This window comes from Ochrobactrum soli, assembly GCF_003664555.1.
Classification (GTDB): Bacteria; Pseudomonadota; Alphaproteobacteria; order Rhizobiales; family Rhizobiaceae; genus Brucella; species Brucella teleogrylli.
On record NZ_RCHH01000001.1, the window covers coordinates 299,194 to 320,886 of the forward strand.

Consider the following 21,693-nt stretch of genomic DNA (forward strand, 5'->3'; position numbering starts at 1 on the left):
TCGACTTGCCACATTCGTTGTGTAACGATCCCGCGCCGTGCTGGGGTGAGACACCGTTACAGACCAAGGATTTGAAATGCGTTATGCAATCTATTTCACGCCGCCTTCCAGCGATGCGCTTTTGAAGGTTGCGGCCAATTGGCTGGGGCGCAACGCCTTTAGCGGAGAGCCTGTCAAGCTGCCGGCGATTCGCTCCCTTGGCACGGAAGAGATCGCATCGCTGACTGAAGAGCCGCGTCGTTACGGTTTCCACGCCACGATGAAAGCGCCGTTTCGCCTGAACGACAATCAGACGGAAAGCGAACTCCTGTCCGCATTGATGCATTTTGCCTCGTCGGTCGAGCCGGTCGTCATTCCACGCCTGAAGCTTCAGGCCATCGGGCCGTTCTTCGCGCTGGTGCCGCATGAACCTGTCACAGCATTGAACCAACTCGCCAATGATGTTGTCGTCGCGCTGGACCGCTTCCGCGCGCCGCTCAACGAAGCTGAAATTGCCAAGCGCCGCCCTGAACGCCTGAGCGAAGCGCAGCGTCACAATCTGGAGCGCTGGGGCTATCCATACGTTTTTGAAGAGTTCCGTTTCCATATGACGCTCACGGGTCCTGTCGCGGAAGGTGACCGCGCCAGGATCGAGCGCAGGCTGGAAGAATTCTTTGCGCCATTGCTGAACGACCCGGTCGAGGTTGCGAATCTCGCTCTGTTTGTGGAACCTGAGAAGGGCGCGCCCTTCGAGATCCATTCGCTGCATCCGCTGACAGGCGGAACCACGAAGACGCGCACCCAGCGGGCAGTGGGGAGGCCGTAAGCGATGACCAATGAAACTATCCTGCGCAACGCGCGTATCGTTCTCGCAGACGATGTTATCGACGGATCAATCAAGCTCGTCGACGGTAAAATCGCAGACATTGCCAGCGGTCCGTCAGCGGTCGGCGAGGATATGGAAGGCGACTTCCTGACGCCGGGGCTGATCGAATTGCACACCGATCATCTGGAAGGGCATTATGCACCGCGCCCGAAAGTGCGCTGGAACCCGATTGCCGCCGTGCAGGCGCATGATGCGCAGATTGCTGCTTCCGGCATCACCACCGTATTCGACGCCTTGCGCATAGGTCTGGATGATGATGCGCCAACCGGCATCGATGATATGCTCAAGCTTTCCACGGCAATAGCGGAAGGTCGTGCGGCGGGACGGCTGCGTGCCGACCATTTCCTGCACATGCGTTGCGAAGTTTCCGCGCCGGATTGTCTTTCGGCCTTTGAACGCTTCGGCAGTCATCCGTTGATCAGGCTGGTCTCGCTGATGGATCACGCGCCCGGACAGCGCCAATTCACCAATCTTGACGCCTACAAGGCCTACTTCCTGGGCAAGAACAAGCTGTCGGAAGAAGAGTTTCGGATTTACTGCGAGCGCCGCATCGGCCAGTCGCAGCAATATTCCGCCACGACCCGCAAGGCGATTGCCGATCTGTGCCACGAGCGCGGCGTGATCCTCGCAAGTCATGACGATGCAACGTTGGATCACGTTGCCGAAGCGCGCGAACAGGGCATTCGCGTGGCCGAGTTTCCGACCACTCATGCCGCGGCCAGAGCGTCGAAAGAATCTGGCATGTCGGTGCTGATGGGCGCACCGAATGTGGTTCGCGGTGGCTCGCATTCGGGCAACGTGTCCGCACGCGAGCTGGTTGAAGCCGGGCATCTCGACATCATCTCGTCGGATTATATTCCGGCCAGCATGATGCAGTCGGCATTCTTTCTGGCCGATGTGCTTGATGGAATTTCACTTCCGCAGGCTATTCGTCTGGTTTCGAAGAATCCCGCGCAGGCTGTGGGTCTCGATGATCGCGGCGAAATTGCCGAAGGCAAGCGCGCCGATCTGGTACGCCTTCAGGTGGCCGACCATGTGCCGATTATCAAGACTGTTTGGCGCGAGGGGAAACGTGTTATCTGATCCTGCCGGATGTAATCTTTACCCAACCGGCATCGGCTCTGCTGCGGCAAGGCTAAGCTTGCCGTCATCGGCCACGTTCAACTCGAACTCGCGATAGCTGTTTATGCTGCGATGCGAGGTCTGCGGTGAATGGGGATGCGTTGCCGTGACGACCACCACGCAAGCGCCAGCCGATTCGCCTGCGACGATGCCAGCCGGAGCGTCTTCGAACACCAGACAGCGATGTGGATCGAAACCAAGCTTCTTTGCGCCGAGCTGGAAGCATTCGGGGCTCGGCTTGCCGCGCTCGACATCTTCTGCCGAAACAATGGTTTTCGGCAGCGGCAGTCCGGCTGCCTTGATGCGGCGTCGGGCCAGCTCAAGCGGGGCGGATGTGACAATCGCCCAGCGATCTTCCGGTAGGGCCTTCAGAAAATCGCAGACACCGTCGATCGGAACGATACCATCCAGATCGGCCATTTCAGCTTCCAGCAGGATCGCCGCTTCCTGATCGGGGTCAAGGCCGAGATCAAGGCGGCGAACGGTATCGACTGCGCGTACGCCATGAATGGTCGGCAGAAATGTAACCGGATCGATCCCATGACGCTTGGCCCATTCTCCCCAGACGCGTTCGGTCGCGGCGATGGAACTCAGGATCGTGCCGTCCATGTCAAACAGGAAGGCATCGAAGGTTTTGCCGAAGGGAGAAAGGGAGGTCACGCCGGATTTCCTTGAATGAATGAGAAAAGAATCGGAAGAAATGCTTTAGTACGCGATCATAATGCGCAAATGCGACCAAAGTCACAGTCTTTGGCATATAACGGCGCTGGTTGGCGTTGAACGCGATAAACTCCTATATAGGTGCAAAGCGAAACCCAACCCGCAAAACTTGAACATTTTGCGCAAGTGTGGCTTTTTGCGCCGTTCGAGTGCCAGATTGGGACCTCATTACCTGCAATCGAGCCGATTGTTCTGAAATGCTCCATGAATCGCCTTCTCAGGATTTATGCCTAAATGACTGATGTACCGTCGAAAAATCGCAACTATCCGGACTATCGCTTCGCCGTTGCGCCGATGATCGATTGGTCTGACAGACATTGCAGGTATCTTCACCGGCTCTTTTCGAAGCGCGCTTTGCTTTATACGGAAATGGTTGTGGCGGATGCGGCGATCCATGGTCCGCGCGATCGTCTGCTCGGTTTTGATGCGGCAGAACATCCAATCGCCTTGCAGCTCGGTGGGTCCGATCCGGTGAAGCTTGCAGAAGCGGCAAAGATCGGGATCGGCTTTGGATATGACGAGATCAACCTCAATGTCGGCTGCCCATCGGATCGCGTCCAGTCGGGCACGTTCGGCGCTTGCCTGATGCAGACGCCCGAAGTCGTGGCGCGCTGTGTCGAAGCGATGAAGGCGGCTGTTTCCGTGCCGGTCACGGTCAAGTGTCGTATCGGCGTCGATGATCAGGACCCGGAAGTGGCGCTCGATGCGCTGGTCGATCTGGCGCTTGCCGCAGGCGCCGACGCCTTGTGGGTGCATGCACGCAAGGCGTGGCTGAAAGGGCTGTCACCGAAGGAAAACCGCGAAATTCCGCCGCTGGATTATGATCGTGTCTATCGCCTGCAGCAGCGTCTTGGCGATGTTTTCGTCGGTATCAACGGCGGTATTACCACGCTTGATGAAGCCAAAACGCATCTGGAACAGATGGATGGTGTGATGCTCGGACGCGCTGCCTATCACAATCCCGCTTTGTTGGCTGAAGTGGATGCCCGTCTGTTTGGCGATGAACCTGTCGCGGTTGAAATGGCGGATATTATCGAAGCCATGTGCGACTATACCGACCGGCATATCGCATCAGGTGGCAGGCTTTCCCATGTCAGTCGCCATATGGTGGGCCTGTTCAGCGGCCTGCCGGGCGCGCGCCGCTGGCGTCAGATGTTGTCCACCGACGCGACGAAGCCGGGTGCTACCAGCGCTGTGCTGCGTGAAGCCTATGCTGCTGTAACCGAAGCCAGTGCCGAAGCGGCTTAATCAATCAGGATCAGCTGGTCGCCACGCACCGTGAAACCGCCAAGCGTTTGCAGGAAATTCATACCAAGCAGACTGCCAGTCATGAGGCCTTCCTTGGTGACCATGGCGCGAATATTTTGGCGTTCGATGTCGCCGATTTGCAAATTCGCGATAGTGATGCTGGCGGCGGAAGCGGTGCCATTGGCTGTCATCACTGGCACATTATAGTTGAGCGACGCGGTATCCAGACCCGCGCGCTCCGCGTCTTGCTGTGAGAGCACGACGGAAGATGCGCCCGTATCGACCAGAAAATGCACGCGCGCGCCGTTGACGCGACCATTCACTTCGAAATGGCCATTGGCGGCTTTGGCGAGTGTGACGGTCAGCGACCCTTCGGCGTTTCGTCCGGAAATCGGGCTGCCGGGAATAAGGCCTGCGGTAATTCGGCTGGCAGCATCCTGAAGGTCGTAGCGGTACTGATAGCCTGCAACGAGACCGAGAATAATCACCGCCCAGACCGCCATATTACGTGCGAAATCCGAAAGCTTGATGCCGGAGCCGAGCAGACCGGCGGCGAGAACCACGCCCCATATGCCAAGATAGGCTGCGCGGGCGAAGACATCATTGTCGAGCCCCATCGTGGTGCCGCTGTCATTATTGGACATCAGCAGCAGAGCGACAATTGCGACAGCGGCAATAACGAGCCAGAAGAAACGCCCCATCAGCCTACTTTCTTTTCAATGAGAATTTCATGCCGGTCGGGCAGAAGCGATAGCACCGTGATCTGCTCTTCGGCGCTCATCCGGGACCAGCGCGTGATTTCATCAAGCGTGCGCGCGCAACCGAGACAAAAGCCGGTTTCTGCGTCCATCGTGCATATCAATATGCAGGGTGATTTGATTGTCGCCGTGTTCATGCGTGAAATGTGGTTGCATTACAGGGCCATGACAAGCCCGATCAACACCGCAAGCGACGCGATTTGTTGCGCAGCGCCCAAAGTATCGCCCGTCTGCCCGCCGATTTTCGACATGCACAGCCGGGCGAAACCGACAAGCAGCAGCGTCACAAGAACAAGCGCATTGATGACGGACGGGACGCCGCCTGAAGGGATCAGCCCCGCCGCCAGAATAACGAAACCCAGCGCCGCGCCGCAAACGACCGTTTCCCAACTTGGCGCACCAACGCTGTCCGCAAGCCCGCCGGGGCGGGCGGAGGGCAGGCTATGCCAGAAGGCGAGCATGGCCGAACGGCTCGCCGCTTCGCAGGCGATGAGAGCAAGCAATGCATAGCCGGGGCCTGCGCGCTCTATAATAGCGGCCAGAAGCGAAGCCTTGATGCCCACCCACGTGATGAGCGTGAGGGCGGCAAACGTGCCGATGCGCGAATCCTTCATGATATCGAGCCGACGGTCCGGCGTTGCGCCGCCGAAGAAGCCATCAGCCGTGTCGCCGAGGCCGTCTTCATGCAGCGCGCCGGTCATGGCTGCCAGCGCGCCGATTACGATAAACCCGCAGGCGAGGGCCGGCAGATGCAGTGAATTGGCGACCATCAGCGCGATGCCTGCAAGCAGGCCCAGCACAGCACCGGCAAGCGGGAAGGCGCGTGCATTGCGCAATAGCGAATCGTCCGTGTTTTCAAACCAGCTTCGCGGAAGCGGCAGACGGCTCAGAAAGCCGAGCGACCGGATTGTATCGCCTATGAAACCATTTTTCTGCAAACGACTGCTCCGCAACACTTTATCGCCCAAAGAAGGGTTCGGGGCTCGCGATATTTCGCCTCAAGGGCCATTGGCTCGAAGAGGTGATTTGAAAAATTGTGTCAGTGCTTATAGGACGTGCCAAACAGATTTGCATCTCCCATGATCGATTGGACTGAACGATATGAGCGCCAGTGGCCTTCCTTTTGACGATTTTCGTGAACTGATCCGCAATCTGCCCGGTCCCGATCTGGGTGCGGAAAGGGCCGTGCGCGAGCGCGAGGTAACTCTGACCAAGCCTGCCGGTTCGCTGGGGCGTCTTGAAGACATCGCAGCCTGGCTCGCCGCATGGACCGGAAAGCGCACGCCGCAGATCAACCGCCCGCTGGTCGCGGTGTTTGCTGGCAATCACGGTGTCACGGCAAAGAACATTACGCCATTTCCGTCGAGCGTCACGGCGCAGATGGTTGAGAATTTTGCGGCAGGTGGTGCGGCTATCAACCAGATCTGCATTGCCAATGATCTGGGCCTGAAGGTTTTCGATCTGGCGCTGGAGCATCCGACGGCAGACATCACCGAAGAACCGGCCATGGATGAGCGCACCTGCGCGGCGACCATGGCTTTCGGCATGGAGGCGATTGCCGGCGGCACCGATCTTCTCTGCATCGGTGAAATGGGTATCGGCAACACGACCATTGCGGCGGCTATCGCGCTCGCTTTGTTTGGTGGCACGGCGGAAGACTGGGTGGGGCCGGGCACAGGTTCTACGGGTGATCTGTTGCAGCGCAAACTTGCAGCCGTTCGTCAGGCGGTTGCGTTGCATCAGGCGCATCTGAAAGATCCGCTTGAAGTGCTGCGCCGCCTCGGCGGGCGTGAAATTGCAGCCATGGCAGGCGCCATTCTGGCCGCTCGCATGGAAAAAATCCCGGTCATTATCGACGGTTTCGTCGCCTCTTCGGCTGCGGCGATACTCTATGCGGCAAATCCGGAAGCAATCGATCACTGCCTGTTCGGCCACGTGTCGGCTGAGCCGGGGCATCGTCTGCTGCTGGCAAAGCTTGGCAAGGAGCCGCTACTCGATCTCGGCATGCGTTTGGGTGAAGGCACCGGTGCCGCACTCGCCGCCAGCATCGTCAAGGCGGCGGCACAATGCCATAGCGGCATGGCAACCTTCGAGCAGGCCGGTGTAGCCTCCGCGAAGCACTAACAACAACAAAAAGCCCGGCGCTGCCGGGCTTTTCATTTTCATTTCAAAGACTGGGAGGTCAATTATTTTCCTTATCCAGCACCATGTAGTCGAGCGGCAGCTCGGTCGTGTACTTGATTTGCTCCATCGCGAAGGATGACGACACGTCGCGGATTTCGATCTTGCTGATCAGGCGCTTGTAGAAGGCGTCATAGGCCGCAATATCCGGTACAGCGACACGCAGAAGATAATCGACATCGCCGCTCATGCGGTAGAATTCGATAACCTCAGGGAATTCCTGCACCACTTCCGAGAAGCGCTTCAGCCATTCATGGCTGTGCGAGCTGGTGCGCACCGATACGAACACCGTTACACGCGCATTGACGCGGATCGGATCGAGGATCGCCACACGGCGCTTGATGACACCATCTTCTTCAAGCTTCTGGATACGACGCCAGCAAGGCGTTGTGGAAAGGCCAACCTTCTTGGCAACGTCTGCCACTGCCAATGTTGCGTCTTCCTGCAATAAGCGCAGTATTTTTCTGTCGAGCCTGTCCATGCGTTTCCGTTCCCGGTTTTAGAAATCGTTTCCCGAACTTTACGAGTGTGCGAAACGTCATACCTTATGATGTGCTATCGGCAGAAGTTACAGGAAAAATATTCTTATGAGAACCAATCCAGTAAAATTTATTTATCGTCGTGGATGAGGCTTCGCACTTTTGCCTGAACAATAGGCACAACCTCTTCATCGAACCATGGATTGCGTTTCAGCCAGCCGCTGTTTCGCCAGGAAGGATGAGGCAGCGGAAGCACGATCCGTCCTGCCTTGTTGGGCGTTTCAATGAAGTGACGCCAGTTCTTCACTGTTTCGGTCAGGTTGCGTCCGCGATAGTCGGGCAAGTGGTAGGCCAGCGCATATTGCCCCACCACCAGAACGAACTCCAATTGCGGCATGGAAGCGAAGACCCGGTCATGCCAAGTCATACGGCATTCGCGGCGCGGGGGCAGGTCGCCGCCATGCTTGTTATAGCCGGGAAAGCAGAAGCCCATGGGAACGATGGCAAACCGGGCCGGATCATAAAACTCCTCACGGGTCGTTCCAAGCCATTGCCGCAGGCGGTCGCCGGAAGGATCGTTAAAGGGCAGGGACGTATTGTGCACGCGGATACCCGGTGCCTGACCGCAGATCGCGACACGCGCCGTATTGGAGACAAAACAGACAGGATTGGGCTCATGTGGCAGCGGTGGCTGAAACAGCGGCTCATCGCGGCAGATGCGGCAGGCTTTGATCGATTGGCTGAGCGTGATCAGGTCTTCCACGAAGCTTCGCTCCGGATTTCGGGATGTCGTCATTGGAAACGGTCGATGAAGGCGGCGATACGCTCCTTAATATAGTAAACGAAAGCGTCGATACTATTGCGGTCCAGCGATGAGGTCTCGCTCCCCGTCTGCGCATCCTTATCCTCGCGCGGATTTTCCTTCCGCCATGACGAGGGCTTCTCGAAACGCCCTGCCCACATGCCGCGGCTGTTGCGGCGGGCGTCTGTTTCCTCGCGGTCATAATCGCCATAGGCAAGCGCCCAACCCTGCTGCACCATCCAGCCATTGAGGTCGGTTTCTCCGAGATAACAACGCGCCAGGTCGCGGCCATAACGGTCAAAGCCCTCGGTCTCGCAGCGAATCGTTGCCCTTCCGATTCTTGCCCGCAAGAAATTGCGAGCTTCCTTGCCGCAATCGTAACTATTGCCGTTTCGCTCGCAGCTCTGTGTCATCTCCGGTGCGTCGATACCCTTCAGGCGAATATGCACCTTGTTTATGATCACCGTATCCCCATCTATGACATAGACCGACCCATCGCGCGTTTCGGTCGGGCGCTTTTCATTCGGCAAGTATGAAATGCCGATAACGATAGCTGAAAAGAACAATAAAGTCAGTATGATGCTGCGAAGACCTCCCATTCCGCTTTTGCGGGTGCCGGAGTTGTTTCGCCTATTGGGGCGCCGATAGGGGCGTCTGTAATTGCGCATGGGATCCGGTTGGTTGCAATCGTCGGTGTCATAGGCGTTCTATTTTATGCGGCCCTCAGACGGAAACAATCGTCAGCGTTCTGTTTCATGGGGAGCATATTCAAAGGGATCAACAACAATCGGTTTGTTGTCAAACGGCAACAGTCTTTACCGTTACTTTAGGTTAGAAAGAACTACGGTCATTTTTGCCTATTTCCCGCCACAAAGGGACATCATCCGTCAAGGAAAGGCAAAAGCCGTCAAACAATCTGGAGCGAAGGCTCCCGCAGGATTAGGCAGGAATGAGCAAGAGCGCGTTGTTGCAGAGCACACCGATTGCAAGCAAGGGAAACCTTGCCGCCGCCGCTCCGATTCCTTCCAATGATGGTAAGGCTTTTTTCGGCCAAGATCGGGTCTCAGTCTTGACGAAAAGCGTGGCTATTCTGCGTGTAATGAAATCTTTCTCCACGATTTGTGCCAACTATTGTGAAAGACCGGCGTGTGATGCGTAGTCGTAGTTTTTCATATCCTGTTATCGCCATGGCTGTTGGTTTGGCCATCGCCTGCAACAGTGCCTTTGCTTTTGATCTGAACGACGATTCTGAAAAGTCGCGCAGCCCGTTTGAACTCTTCAAGTTCGGCTTCTCCGCCTATAAGAACGGCCACAAGGACGAGGCGATCAAGGCGCTGCGTTATGCCGCCGAGCGTGGTCATCAGGGTGCAAAGTGGAAACTGGCGCGCATGTATGCCGATGGCGACGGCGTGGCGGAAAACGATTACGAAGCCTACAAGATTTTCGAAAAGATCGTGCGTGAGGGGTCCGAACCGGGTTCCGAGAACGATTCCTATGTCGCTGACGCGCTGGTCGCGCTGGCCGGCTATGTGAAACGCGGCATTCCGGGTTCGCCGGTACGCGCCAATCTTGGTGTCGCCCGCGATCTTTACGTGCAAGCTGCATCGAATTTCGGTGACTCTGCCGCCCAGTTTGAACTTGGCAAGATGCTTCTGTCCGGTGAGGGCGGAGAGCGCAATTCGGTTCAGGCTGCGCGCTGGTTCCAGCTGGCTGCGAATAAAGGCAATGTCAGCGCTCAGGCCATGCTTGGAAACATGCTGTTTCAGGCGGGCAAGACCGTGCGCGGGCTGGCTTTCATGACGGCTGCCTCTGAGCGTTGCGCCGCCGAGGATTGCACCTGGATCCGCGAAATGCAGGAACAGGCTTTCTCAATTGTCGGTGAAGCTGATCGCCGGAATGCTGTGGCTCTTGCGAGCGATATGACGACCAAAGGGTCGTTCTGACACTACAGTTGCAAATTCGTGATGCCGGTCTGTAAAGAGCAATTTTCTGCGCTCCGGTGCTCGAAAATCACTCTTTTCGCCACGGCCTGACGAATTTGCAACTGTAGTGCTAAGCTTCCAGTGTCTTAAACCGACAGCGTGACCGTTACCGGCACGTGGTCAGATGGCTTTTCCCAGCCGCGAACGTGTTTTTCAATATCGGTCGATACGAAACGATTGGCCGCTTCCGGCGAGAGCATCAGATGATCGATGCGAATGCCGTTGTTTTTCTGCCAGGCACCGGCCTGATAATCCCAGAATGAATAGATGCCGTCATCGTCGGTCGCCGCTCGAATAGCGTCGGTGAAACCGAGATTTTCGAGCTTGCGAAACGCTTGCCGTGATTGCGGCTGAAACAGAGCGTCGCCAAGCCATGCCTCCGGGTTTCTCGCGTCTTGCGGCTCGGGGATGACGTTATAGTCGCCAGCCAGCACAAGCGGTTCCTCAAGCGCCAGACGATCCTTCGCCCAGGCTTCCAGACGCCGCATCCACGAAAGCTTGTAGGGAAATTTCTCGGTATCGATTGGATTGCCGTTCGGCAGATAGAGTGAGACGACGCGGATGACGCCTTTATCGGTCGAGTAGACGCCTTCGATGAAACGCGCCTGTTCGTCGCTGTCATCGCCGGGCAGGCCGCGATTGACCTCATCGGGTGACTTCTTGGAGAGAAGTGCGACGCCGTTGAAACCTTTCTGGCCATGGGTCTCGACGTGATAGCCAAGCGCCTCAAGCTCAAGGCGGGGGAACTGCTCGTCCACCGACTTGATTTCCTGCAGGCAGGCAATATCGGGCGAAGACTCCTTCAACCAATGCTGAAGGTTCTCGATGCGGGCCTTGACGCCGTTGATGTTCCACGTAGCAATCTTCATGGCTCAATGATTAGGCGCTTGAAAGGGTGAGGGCAAGCACGGCGCAGGCCTCATCACAGAAATTGCAGCCAAGTGCATATTTCGATGCCGGTTGTATTTGTATTGTCGCCATCGCGTTCCTATCTCGGACTCAATGGAGCCAGACAGGAGATGACGATGTTCGACGCCAAGAAACTTCTCGACCAGTTTTTGGGATCGCAAATACCAGGCATGTCGGGGAGCGTGAAGGACAGAGCCGGGCAGGTGGGTGATCTGGCCAAGAAGAACCCGCTTGCGACTGGCGCTATCGCCGCTGCGGTTCTTGGCACCAAGACGGGCCGCAAGCTGGCAGGCAATGTCGCCACTGTTGGCGGGATTGCGGCCATCGCCGGTCTCGGCTATCTGGCCTATAAGAACTACAAGTCCGGTCAATCGCCGCAAACGGTGGAACAGCCGGTGGCAAAGGAGCAGGAACTGCTTCCGCCGCCGCCCGCCGATTCTCCTTTTCACCCGCATTCGCCAGCCATGAGCAACAGTTTTGCCCTGACGCTGATCCAGGCCATGATCGCCGCCGCCAAGGCAGACGGCCATATCGACGACGCGGAGCGCGCGCGCATCATGGAAAAGCTTCAGATTTCGGGGCTTGATGACGATGCGGAAGCTTTTTTCCAGAAAGAACTGGCAGAGCCCGTCGATCTCGACGCACTGGTCGCCGCCGCACAAACAGAAGAGCAGAAGGTGGAGCTTTACACCGCCTCGCGTTTGACCATCGATCCCGATAGCCGGGCGGAGCGTGGCTATCTCGATATGCTGGCTGGACGTCTTGGTCTGCCCGACGCGCTGGTGGACCATATCGATGCGACGGTCGCTTCGGTGAAAGTCTGACAAAACAAAACCGGCTGCCACGAGGCAGCCGGTTTATTTTTATGCGGTGCGTTCTGGACCGTCTAAATCGCGAAGCTTGTGCCACAACCGCAAGAGGCGGTCGCATTCGGATTGCGGATCTGGAACGATTGTCCCATCAGATCGTCAACGAAATCGATTTCCGAGCCGTCCATATAAGGAACCGAGATCGAATCGATCAGCACCTTCGCGCCGAGCTTTTCGATGACGATGTCGTCGTCGGTCTGTTCGTCGACGAGATCGTATTTGTAGGAAAAACCGGAGCAGCCGCCACCCTCGACAGAAACGCGCAGCGCGGTCTTGTCCGGTTCGGAATTGAGAATTTTAGCGATCCGCTTTGCGGCGGAATCGGAAACGGTAATGCCTGTCATCGGTCTCATCCGTTTGCAGTTGCTGGGCTGGAGCGTGATTTTCCCCTGCTGCCCATTATCGCAGACTTGCCTTCATATTCCTCTGATAGCTATGAACGCTACCGATAGAAGTCAATGTTTGGTGTAATCATATTACAGTGAAGGATGCATCGCAATGTCGCTGGAAGGAATAGGCTTTGGTTATCGCGAACGCGCGCCCTATGCCTGCGATCCGGCCTCAAGCCGTGGACGACTGGTGCCGGAACTGGAAAGCCCGACGCGCACACCGTTTCAGCGTGATCGCGACCGCATCATCCATTCCACCGCTTTCCGTCGCCTGAAGCACAAGACGCAGGTTTTTATTGCGCATGAGGGCGATCATTACCGCACGCGGCTGACGCATACGATTGAAGTGGCGCAGATTGCGCGCGCGCTGGCCCGTGCGTTGCGGCTGGATGAAGACCTCGCCGAAGCGGTCGCACTCGTACATGATTTCGGCCATACGCCCTTTGGCCATACCGGCGAGGACGCGCTCAACGAGCGCATGAAGGATTATGGCGGCTTCGATCACAATGCCCAGTCTCTGCGCATCGTCACCAAGCTTGAGCATCGTTATGCGGATTTCGACGGTCTCAACCTGTCTTGGGAGACGCTGGAAGGTCTGGTGAAGCATAATGGTCCGCTGGTCGGGCCGCATGCTGTGCATTCGGATGAGCCAGTGCCGCAGCCAATTCTGGACTTCAACGAACGCTACGATCTCGAATTGGGCCGTTTTGCCAGCCTGGAGGCACAATGCGCGGCGATTGCCGACGACATCGCCTATAATGCCCATGATATTGATGACGGCCTGCGCGCGGGCCTGCTGACGCTCGACGCGCTGGACGAAGTGCCCCTGACGAAGCGGCTGCTTGATGTGGTGCGCGGACGCTATCCCAATCTCGATGCGGTGCGCACCGGCCACGAACTGGTCCGCAGGCAGATCACCATCATGGTTGAGGATGTGATTGCCGAGGCGCAGCGTCGCCTTGCTGTCGCGCAGCCGCAAAGCCTTACCGATATTCATAACCAGTCCCGGTCGCTGGTGGCGTTTTCGCCGACGATGCGTGACGAGGAAAAAGTGCTGAAGCGGTTTTTGTTCAAGAACCTCTATTTTCATGACAGCGTGGTGGTGCGTCGGCAGGCGGCGGACAAAATTGTGCAGGACCTTTTCGATGCCTGTTTTGCCGATCCGTCGATCATGCCGCCCGAGTGGCAATCGGGCTGCGAAACGCTGGATATCCCGTCACGCGCGCGCCGTGTGGCCGACTATCTGGCGGGGATGACTGACAATTTTGCCGTGCGCGAACACCGACGATTGTTTGACCATACCCCCGATTTAGCTTAATCGGGGCCAAACGAAGTGCTGGCGAGGCTGAAAAGGCCCCTGCAACACAACTACCTAATCGAACGAGCCGACTCCGGAATACGCAAATCACGACACCGGACGACAGCCTGACAGGACAGACCATGAATATCTTCGCAGATTTCGACGCACGTATCAAAAAGACGTTGCAAGATATTGATCTGAAACCGAAAGATGGCGGTGAACTCGATCTTTCGCGCGTTGGTGTCGAGCCGCCGCGCGATGCGACCCATGGCGATATAGCGACCAATGCGGCCATGGTTCTTTCCAAGGCCGTGGGGCAGAATCCGCGCGAACTTGCGGTGCGTATCGCCGAAGCCTTGAAGAACGACGAGGATGTTGAAACGGTCGATGTTGCAGGTCCGGGCTTCATCAATCTGCGTCTGAAGGCCAGCTACTGGCAGCGCGAGCTTGCCGCGATGCTCAATGAAGGCACGGATTTCGGTCGCTCCAAGCTTGGCGCGGGCAATAAGGTCAATGTCGAATATGTTTCGGCAAACCCGACCGGCCCGATGCATGTCGGTCACTGCCGGGGCGCCGTCGTCGGCGACGTGCTGGCCAACCTGCTGAAATTTGCGGGCTATGACGTCGTCAAGGAATATTACATCAACGATGCGGGCTCGCAGATCGACGTGCTCGCAAACTCCGTCATGCTGCGTTATCGCGAAGCACTGGGCGAAATCATCGGTGAAATTCCGGCAGGTCTCTATCCGGGCGATTATCTCGTGCCGGTGGGGCAGGCGCTTGCCAAGGAATATGGCACCAAGCTTCTGGAAATGCCGGAGACGGAAGCACTGGCTATCGTCAAGGAAACCACGATCAATGCCATGATGGCGATGATCCGCGCCGATCTGGAAGCGTTGAACGTCCATCATGATGTGTTCTATTCCGAACGCCAGTTGCATGCTGACCATGCGCGAGCGATTCGCAATGCGATCAACGATCTGACGCTGAAAGGCCACGTCTATAAGGGCAAGATTCCGCCCCCGAAGGGTCAGCTACCGGAAGATTGGGAAGATCGCGAGCAGACCCTGTTCCGCTCGACCGAAGTGGGTGACGATATCGATCGTCCGCTGATGAAGTCTGACGGCTCCTTCACCTATTTTGCGGCGGACGTTGCCTATTTCAAGGACAAATACGACCGCGGCTTCAACGAGATGATCTATGTGCTGGGCGCCGATCATGGCGGCTATGTGAAGCGTCTTGAAGCTGTCGCGCGTGCTGTTTCCGACGGCAAGGCAAAGCTCACGGTGCTGATCTGCCAGTTGGTGAAACTCTACCGTAACGGCGAACCGGTGCGCATGTCGAAGCGTTCGGGCGAATTCATCACCCTGCGTGATGTCGTGGACGAAGTGGGCCGTGATCCGGTGCGTTTCATGATGCTTTACCGGAAAAACGATGCCTCGCTCGATTTCGATTTTGCGAAGGTGACGGAACAGTCCAAGGACAATCCGGTGTTCTACGTGCAGTATGCATCGGCGCGTTCGCACTCGGTTTTCCGTCAGGCTGCCGACCAGTTGGGTCTCGCTGATCTGGATCGTGTGGCGATGGCTGCCCAGTTCGACAAGCTGACCGACGAGAGCGAAATCGCACTCGTCCGCAAGCTTGCAGAATATCCGCGTTTGATCGAAGCAGCGGCGATCCATCAGGAGCCGCATCGTCTTGCTTTTTATCTGTTTGATCTTGCCAGCGCGTTCCATTCGCAATGGAATAAGGGCACAGAGAACCCGGACTTACGTTTTATTAAGGTTAACGATCCAGACTTGTCATTAGCCAGGCTAGGGCTGGTACAGGTTGTTTCCGATGTGCTGACGTCAGGTTTGACGATCATCGGGGCTGATGCTCCGACGGAAATGCGCTAGGACTGATCGACTGATCGAGGGTTCGTTAAGTCAAACGAAGCTTTCGGGTGCAGACGATTAAGTCTAACGAGAAAGGACCGGGATGAACCGAAGGTGTTGGTTTATCCCGTTCTGGTCTTTCGGTGCAGGAAACTACCGTCAACTTTTGCCCACATTGCCTCGCTAATAAGCAATGTAAGGTGACGTCTTGCGGCGTCCAGGGTTTGAGTTAGGAACACACCATGACGGACAGCAGTGCAAATCCCCGTAATTACGGCGAGCGTCCGCTGCACGAAGACGATCCGCTGATGGAACTGTCGCGAATCGTGGACTTTGGCGCGCCTCAAGGTGATCATTCCGCTAGGAACGAGCGCCGATCGCAAGATGAACTGGCGCGTGAGCGCGCGGAGCCTGACTTCGATGCGTCGCTTGACCTTGAGCGCGAGCTTCTCGGCGACTTCGACGATTACGCACCGGCGGCCAGCCAGAGCCAGCCTGTGGAGCCCGAGGCCGAGGCCGCTCAGGAGCAGCGCTACAGCGCGCAGTATTATCGCGGTGCCGAACCGCTGGTGCATGAAGACGAACTTGCTTCGGCTCTTGAGGAAGAACTCGACCTGCATCTGGATAGCGGTGCATCCGTTCTTGCGCCTGAACTGGACGACTTCGAAGATATCGAACGGACTGAACCCGTTCAGCAGTTCGATTATGCCGATTATTCGAGCGCCCGCGATTCGTATGGCGATCCTTATGCGGCGCAGAACTCGGCCTATGATAATCGCGAATCGCTGGATAGTGCGCGTGGAAGCCATGCGACCGAAGCCGGTGCATTTGATCCGACGATTTATCAGCCGGCTATCGAGCCGCACGAAGAATCCTATTTGACCCAGACTGCGCAAAGCCGCGACTGGGAAGTGCAGGCCGTTGAGCCTGCTACGCCGTCTTATGATGTCGAGCCTGCGCATCAGTCCTTGTCGCTTGAGGACGAACTGGAAAACCTGCTGTTCGGTGATGAGCCACAGCCCCAATCCGCAAATGACAGCGCTTATGGCTACCAGCCGGAGCCGGTATCCTATGCTCCGCAGACCCCAGCTTACGAGCCGGAACAGGCCGTGTCCTACGCGTCCGCGCAGGATCATGCCTATGCGGGCGAGGAAGCAGCCGAGCCTGCATTTGACGATCTCGAGCTCGACGAACTGCAACTGGATGAGCAGACCTTTGAAGAACCGCATCAGCCGGTAGCTGCCGCGCCGGTGCACGAAGCTGTCGCGCGCACGGAGCCATCCGGTTATCCCTATTACACCCGTGGCAACTTTGCTTCAGGCATTGCTGCGCAAATGCCAGTGACGGCAGCGCAGCCGGTTGGTCAGGCGGAAGCGCCTTACGCCGCCTTCACGGGTTCGGAACAAGCTTCGAACGAAGTTGCAGCGCAAGACGACGATTTTTCGTTCGATGATGATTTCTCCTTCGACGCACCAGCTTTCTCCGCAGCGACCGCAGCGGAAGGCACCGATGACGATCTGTCCGACCTTGATGAGCTGAGCCTGACCGAAGACGATTTCGGTTTCGAGCCTTCGGGTGATTATTCCGAATCGGAACCGCTCAAGGCGACCGATGAAGAACTGCTTGGCGGTGATGATTTCTTCAACGAAGACGATCTTGATCTGGGCGGCGTTGAAAACAGTGCAGCCGCGCCCGCCTATGCGCATGCGGTGCTGTCGGACGAGGATTATCGTCCGTCCACATCGATGCCGCATTTTGCCAGCGCGCAGCAGGCTGCCAGCGCACCCGCGCCGGATGTGGAAACGCTGAGCGTTGCCGAAAACAAGGTTGAGCAGACCCATTCGCTGGATCTGCCGGAAGTTAATTACGGTGAAGAGGAAACCGCTGCCGGTCTTGGTGATCTCGAAGCTGAATTTGCCGAGGTCTTCAATACGGTTGGCGTCGATGAGCTGAACACCCCATCGGAAGCGCAGAGCGAAGCCGACAAAGCCTTTGAGGATATTTTCCGCGAAAGCGCATCCAGCTATCTGCCGAACGCCGGTGTTGCCGCAGGTGCTGCCGCGGCGGGCCTTGGCGCTGCCGTTGCCGCATCCGCTGCCTCCTATGGCCGTGCGCAGCCGCGCCAGACTGGCCAGTACAATGCAGGCGAGCAAGCTGGCAGCGAGGATGATTTCTACAATCACTGGGCTGCTCAGGGCGCACAGACCGTTGAAGGTGGTGACTATGGCGCGCGTGCCGCCATGCAGCCGGAAGACGATCTTGGCAAGGCGTCGGAAGCCTATCGCAACCGTCCGGTACGCGGTCGTCGCGGCCTGATTCTGGCAAGTGTTGCCGGTGCAGTCGTGTTGCTCGGCGGTATCGGATATCACTTCATGGGCGGCGGCTCGGAAGAGCCGGTCGTCATTCGTGCCGACACGCAGCCGATCAAGATGCAGCCGGAAAACCCAGGTGGCGCAACGGTGCCGAACCAGGACAAGGCGGTCTATGACCGTGTGGCAGGCACCTTGCCGAACAATCCGGAACAGAAATCACTGATCACCTCAGGCGAGGAGCCGGTTGATATTTCCGGCACGGACGACAATGAAGCCATGACCGATACGCCGGATTTGTCGGCTGAAAACAGTCAGGCCAATACCGGTAATCAGAACGCGCAGGAAAATGCGCCTTTGATCCAGCCGCGCGAAGTTGAAACGATGATCGTTCGCCCGGATGGTACGATCATGCAGCCGGAATCGCCCGCACCGCAGACGGCCAACAACACCCCCCAGCCTTCGGAACAGCCTTCCGCTCCGGTGGGTGGTGACGAAATCGCGGCAATTGCTTCGGGCAACTCCGTGCCGGAATCTTCGGCACCTGCGCCGCAGCAGGCCCCGCAGCCCGCCGCGCCAGCCCCTGTTGCTCAGGCGCCGGTTGCAGAAACGCCGCGCCTTCCAGCTCGCGCTCCGGTTGTCCCGTCGCGCCCGGCTGAACAGCCGGTCAATATCGTGGGCAATGTTCCGCAGCGCACGCAGACACAAGCGCCTGCCGCTGCTGCTCCGGCGGCCAATCAGCAGGTTGCATCGGCAGCCGGTGCCGGTGGATATTTCATCCAGATCGCATCACAGCCTTCTGCCGAACTGGCGCAGAAGTCCTATTCCAACATGGCGCAGAAATACGCCAATGTGATCGGCGGACGCGGCGTGGATATCAAGCGCGCCGACATTCCGGGCAAGGGCACCTACTACCGTGTCCGCGTTCAGGCGGGTTCGCGTGACGATGCCAACGCGCTCTGCGGACGGTTGAAGTCGGCTGGGGGCAGCTGCCTTGTAACGCGGTAAGCCACGGCAATAGACAGGAACAGGGCGGCTTGAGGCCGCCCTTTTCATATGCACTATCAAGTGCATGGAATTTTCGTTAGAACAAATTTCTAATTTGCGGAAAAGACGAGGGATATTCGCATGAAACAGTGCAAGGCCTGGATTGCCGGTGTTTCGGGGACAAAACTTACACCGGATGAAGTTGCCTTTTTCCGCGATGAGAGGCCTTGGGGCTTTATCTTGTTCGCGCGCAATGTCGAAAGTCTTGAACAGGTTGCCGAACTGACCGCGCATATGCGCGAGGTGACGGGGCGCGATCAGACTCCGGTTTTCATAGATCAGGAAGGCGGGCGCGTGCAGCGCCTGCGTCCGCCGCTTGTGCAGAACTATCCCTCTGCTGGAGAGATTGGAGCGATCTATACGCGTGACCGCGAAGCGGGCCTGCGCGCCGCATGGCTGCATGCGCGTCTGCACGCCTTCGATCTTTTGAAGGTTGGCGTCACCTCCGACTGCCTGCCGGTGCTCGATGTCCCCGTCGAGGGCGCAAATGATGTGATCGGCGCCCGCGCTTATTCCAAGAATCCGCATGCGGTGGCTGAATTGGGCCGTGCCGCTGCCGAGGGCTTGCTGGCGGGCGGCGTATTGCCGGTCATGAAGCATATGCCGGGCCATGGCCGCGCCTTTGCGGATACGCATAAGGAACTGGCCCGGGTGAACGCGCCATTGAGCGAATTGCTGGCGCATGATTTCGTGCCGTTCAAGGCGTTGAATGATCTACCGATGGCGATGACGGCGCATGTCGTATTCGACGCGCTCGATCCGCAGCGTCCGTCCACCCTGTCGCCGACCGTGATCAACACGATCATCCGTCAGGTGATTGAGTTCGATGGCCTCATCATGAGCGACGATATTTCGATGAAAGCGCTCTCCGGCGAACTCGGCGATATCGCTGGGGGCATCACCGGAGCAGGCTGCGATATCGTGCTTTATTGCGCAGGCGTGATGGAGGAACTGGTTCAGGTCGCCGCCCGCGTGCCGGTCCTTGAAGGCAAGTCGAAGCGTCGCGCTGATCTGGCCGAAGTCTACGCCGGTGATCCGGACCTTTCGGATGAAGATGAACTGCGCGCAGAATTCAATGGTATATTCGAAGCGATAGCGTAATCGTTAAAACTTGGTAAACTGCAAAGATGCGTTGCCCGGCTTGTCCGGGCAGCGTGAGTGACGACTGCGCATCGAGAGGCTAGCGGTTTGGCGGCATCAGGAACGAACACGGACGGAAAAGACGGTACGCTCGTGCCGATGGATTCGCTGTGGCAAAGCGATGCCGAACGGGCTCAAAGCGAGCCGTCCTTGCTGATCGACGTGCAGGGCTTTGAAGGTCCGCTCGATCTTCTGCTGCATCTGGCGCGCAACCAGCGTGTTGATCTGGCGCGTATTTCCGTTCTGGCGCTGGCCGAGCAATATCTCGAATTCGTGGAGCAGGCCCGGGCGTTCCGGCTGGAGCTGGCCGCCGATTATCTCGTGATGGCGGCGTGGCTCGCTTATCTGAAATCCAAGCTGCTGATTCCAAAGCAGCAAGGGGATGATGGCGAGACCGGCGAAGAACTTGCGGCATCCTTGCAATTTCGTCTGAAACGGCTGGAGGCAATGCGCGATGCCGCAGCCGCTTTGGTCAATCGCAGCCGGCTGGGGCGCGATGTCTTCGCGCGCGGCATGCCGGAAGTGGTGATGGTCGATCGCGCCAGCCAGTTTTCTGCCTCGCTATACGATCTTCTGACGGCTTACGCTTCCCAAAGGCAGCGGCAAGCCGTGACGAATGTGCAGATTACCAAACGTGCCGTCTGGTCGTTGAAAGAAGCCCGTGTCGCATTGGTGCGCCTGATGGGTGGCGATATCGGCGACTGGATTTCGCTCGACCGTTTTCTCATCGACTATGCGCTGTCGCCGCAGGAAAGGGCGTCGGCGCTCGCAAGCTCCTTTGCCGCCAGTCTGGAACTGGTGCGTGAAGGCAAGCTTGAAGTTCGCCAGAATGCGCCGTTCGAGCCGATTTATATGCGGGCCAAGCCCGGTTTAAGCGAATTTGACGAGGACGAGGATGTCTGAGGCCGAACGCCCGCTGGCGGAATTCGAGATGGATGATGAATTTGAGGAAGCACAGCTTCCGGCAAATGGACTGGCCGATCTGGCGCGCATCGTCGAGGCGATCATTTTTGCTTCCGCCGAACCAGTGTCGGAGCGCGCCCTTCAGGAACGCCTGCCGCCAAGAGCCGAGCTTGCTCCGATCTTGCAGCATCTCCAGAAAGTCTATGAGTCGCGTGGGGTGCATCTGGTGCAGGTCGGTGCGGCCTGGGTGTTCCGTACCGCGCCCGATCTCGCTTTCCTGATGAGCCGTGAGGCGGTGCAGCAGCGCAAACTGTCGCGAGCTGCAATGGAAGTGCTGGCGATCATTGCGTATCACCAGCCGGTCACGCGCGCTGAACTCGAAGATATTCGCGGTGTCGAAACGTCGAAAGGCACGCTGGACGTGTTGATGGAAACCGGCTGGATCAAGCTGCGCGGGCGTCGCCGCACGCCGGGCCGTCCGGTCACCTATGGCACGACGGAATCGTTTCTCGACCACTTCGGGTTGCCGGAAATCCGCGATCTTCCGGGTCTGGAAGAATTGCGCGGGGCAGGGCTTCTTTCCGCCCGCATGCCTTCAAGCTTTGCTGTTCCGGTGCCGAATATCGATCCGGATGAGCTAACCGACGAAGAAGAGCCGCTCGAGGATATCGATCTTGAAGGCCTCGGCCTGCTGGCTCCTAAAGGGTGAAATAGGCCCAATCTCGTCATGATCCACAATTCGCTGCACATAAAGAGGACACATGCGACGAATAAAATCGTCACATCTGCCTTC

21 protein-coding genes are annotated in these 21,693 nt (G+C 57.6%); 12 read left to right on the forward strand and 9 right to left on the reverse strand.

Annotated features, from left to right (window positions below):
• The first annotated feature begins 76 nt into the window (after nt 1–76).
• Together D8666_RS01490 and D8666_RS01495 are read left to right on the forward strand one after the other, a co-directional pair.
• On the forward strand, nt 77–805 hold the full coding sequence (locus tag D8666_RS01490) for a DUF1045 domain-containing protein (RefSeq protein WP_121535919.1): 729 nt from the start codon (nt 77–79) through the stop codon (nt 803–805).
• 3 nt (nt 806–808) lie between these two features.
• Nucleotides 809–1,948, forward strand: coding sequence for an alpha-D-ribose 1-methylphosphonate 5-triphosphate diphosphatase (locus tag D8666_RS01495; protein ID WP_121535922.1), 1,140 nt, complete (start codon nt 809–811; stop codon nt 1,946–1,948).
• Nucleotides 1,949–1,966: 18 nt separating this feature from the next.
• On the opposite strand, the gene D8666_RS01500 is transcribed toward D8666_RS01495, so the two are convergent.
• A complete protein-coding gene (locus tag D8666_RS01500) occupies nt 1,967–2,647 on the reverse strand; it encodes an HAD family hydrolase (RefSeq protein ID WP_121535925.1) in 681 nt (226 codons plus the stop codon).
• A gap of 294 nt (nt 2,648–2,941) precedes the next feature.
• Between D8666_RS01500 and dusA the strand changes: the two genes are divergently transcribed.
• Nucleotides 2,942–3,955 (forward strand): tRNA dihydrouridine(20/20a) synthase DusA, encoded by a 1,014-nt coding sequence (gene dusA, locus D8666_RS01505; protein ID WP_121535928.1) that lies wholly within the window; start codon nt 2,942–2,944, stop codon nt 3,953–3,955.
• Here the strand turns inward: dusA and D8666_RS01510 are convergent.
• Genes D8666_RS01510 through D8666_RS01520 form a run of 3 tightly spaced genes read right to left on the reverse strand, consistent with a single transcriptional unit; the run spans nt 3,952 to nt 5,651 of the window.
• Entirely contained in the window at nt 3,952–4,656 is a 705-nt protein-coding gene (locus D8666_RS01510) for a TIGR02281 family clan AA aspartic protease (RefSeq protein ID WP_121535931.1), read from the reverse strand. The two genes, dusA and D8666_RS01510, sit on opposite strands and share 4 nt — an antisense overlap.
• Nucleotides 4,656–4,850, reverse strand: a complete 195-nt coding sequence (locus D8666_RS01515; RefSeq protein ID WP_121535934.1) for a DUF1289 domain-containing protein — start codon at nt 4,848–4,850, stop codon at nt 4,656–4,658. The genes D8666_RS01510 and D8666_RS01515 overlap by 1 nt, the downstream gene beginning before the upstream one ends.
• Before the next feature lie 18 nt (nt 4,851–4,868).
• Nucleotides 4,869–5,651, reverse strand: a complete 783-nt coding sequence (locus D8666_RS01520; protein ID WP_121535937.1) for an adenosylcobinamide-GDP ribazoletransferase — start codon at nt 5,649–5,651, stop codon at nt 4,869–4,871.
• Nucleotides 5,652–5,814: 163 nt separating this feature from the next.
• Between D8666_RS01520 and cobT the strand changes: the two genes are divergently transcribed.
• Nucleotides 5,815–6,837, forward strand: coding sequence for a nicotinate-nucleotide--dimethylbenzimidazole phosphoribosyltransferase (cobT, locus tag D8666_RS01525; protein WP_078338479.1), 1,023 nt, complete (start codon nt 5,815–5,817; stop codon nt 6,835–6,837).
• 58 nt (nt 6,838–6,895) lie between these two features.
• Here the strand turns inward: cobT and D8666_RS01530 are convergent, their stop codons facing one another.
• From D8666_RS01530 to D8666_RS01540, 3 genes are all read right to left on the reverse strand, one after another.
• Nucleotides 6,896–7,375 carry an Lrp/AsnC family transcriptional regulator gene (locus D8666_RS01530; RefSeq protein WP_078338480.1) on the reverse strand — a complete coding sequence of 160 codons (480 nt, stop codon included), beginning with the start codon at nt 7,373–7,375 and terminating at the stop codon, nt 6,896–6,898.
• Between the two features lie 128 nt (nt 7,376–7,503).
• Nucleotides 7,504–8,169, reverse strand: coding sequence for a uracil-DNA glycosylase family protein (locus tag D8666_RS01535; RefSeq protein ID WP_121535940.1), 666 nt, complete (start codon nt 8,167–8,169; stop codon nt 7,504–7,506).
• Nucleotides 8,166–8,705 carry a thermonuclease family protein gene (locus D8666_RS01540; protein WP_235858869.1) on the reverse strand — a complete coding sequence of 180 codons (540 nt, stop codon included), beginning with the start codon at nt 8,703–8,705 and terminating at the stop codon, nt 8,166–8,168. Before D8666_RS01540 ends, D8666_RS01535 begins: the two co-directional genes overlap by 4 nt.
• A 621-nt stretch (nt 8,706–9,326) precedes the next feature.
• On the opposite strand from D8666_RS01540, the gene D8666_RS01545 reads away from it, so the two are divergent.
• Nucleotides 9,327–10,118: a tetratricopeptide repeat protein gene (locus tag D8666_RS01545; RefSeq protein WP_109368851.1), complete on the forward strand. Its 792-nt coding sequence runs from the start codon at nt 9,327–9,329 to the stop codon at nt 10,116–10,118.
• A gap of 125 nt (nt 10,119–10,243) precedes the next feature.
• On the opposite strand, the gene xth is transcribed toward D8666_RS01545, so the two are convergent.
• Complete coding sequence (xth, locus tag D8666_RS01550; RefSeq protein ID WP_121535946.1) at nt 10,244–11,026, reverse strand: exodeoxyribonuclease III; 783 nt, start codon at nt 11,024–11,026, stop codon at nt 10,244–10,246.
• Nucleotides 11,027–11,182: 156 nt separating this feature from the next.
• On the opposite strand from xth, the gene D8666_RS01555 reads away from it, so the two are divergent.
• Nucleotides 11,183–11,890, forward strand: coding sequence for a tellurite resistance TerB family protein (locus D8666_RS01555; protein WP_121535949.1), 708 nt, complete (start codon nt 11,183–11,185; stop codon nt 11,888–11,890).
• 62 nt (nt 11,891–11,952) lie between these two features.
• On the opposite strand, the gene erpA is transcribed toward D8666_RS01555, so the two are convergent.
• Entirely contained in the window at nt 11,953–12,279 is a 327-nt protein-coding gene (erpA, locus tag D8666_RS01560; RefSeq protein WP_078338486.1) for an iron-sulfur cluster insertion protein ErpA, read from the reverse strand.
• A 154-nt stretch (nt 12,280–12,433) separates the two neighbouring features.
• Between erpA and D8666_RS01565 the strand changes: the two genes are divergently transcribed.
• From D8666_RS01565 to scpB, 6 genes are all read left to right on the forward strand, one after another.
• Nucleotides 12,434–13,642, forward strand: coding sequence for a deoxyguanosinetriphosphate triphosphohydrolase (locus D8666_RS01565; protein WP_121535952.1), 1,209 nt, complete (start codon nt 12,434–12,436; stop codon nt 13,640–13,642).
• 122 nt (nt 13,643–13,764) lie between these two features.
• Nucleotides 13,765–15,522, forward strand: a complete 1,758-nt coding sequence (gene argS, locus D8666_RS01570; RefSeq protein WP_121535955.1) for an arginine--tRNA ligase — start codon at nt 13,765–13,767, stop codon at nt 15,520–15,522.
• A gap of 221 nt (nt 15,523–15,743) precedes the next feature.
• A complete protein-coding gene (locus tag D8666_RS01575; RefSeq protein ID WP_121535958.1) occupies nt 15,744–18,818 on the forward strand; it encodes an SPOR domain-containing protein in 3,075 nt (1,024 codons plus the stop codon).
• A 120-nt stretch (nt 18,819–18,938) separates the two neighbouring features.
• Nucleotides 18,939–19,958, forward strand: coding sequence for a beta-N-acetylhexosaminidase (gene nagZ, locus D8666_RS01580; RefSeq protein ID WP_121535961.1), 1,020 nt, complete (start codon nt 18,939–18,941; stop codon nt 19,956–19,958).
• A gap of 87 nt (nt 19,959–20,045) precedes the next feature.
• On the forward strand, nt 20,046–20,900 hold the full coding sequence (locus D8666_RS01585; protein ID WP_121535964.1) for a segregation and condensation protein A: 855 nt from the start codon (nt 20,046–20,048) through the stop codon (nt 20,898–20,900).
• Nucleotides 20,893–21,609 (forward strand): SMC-Scp complex subunit ScpB, encoded by a 717-nt coding sequence (scpB, locus tag D8666_RS01590; protein ID WP_121535967.1) that lies wholly within the window; start codon nt 20,893–20,895, stop codon nt 21,607–21,609. Before D8666_RS01585 ends, scpB begins: the two co-directional genes overlap by 8 nt.
• The last annotated feature ends 84 nt before the right edge of the window (nt 21,610–21,693 follow it).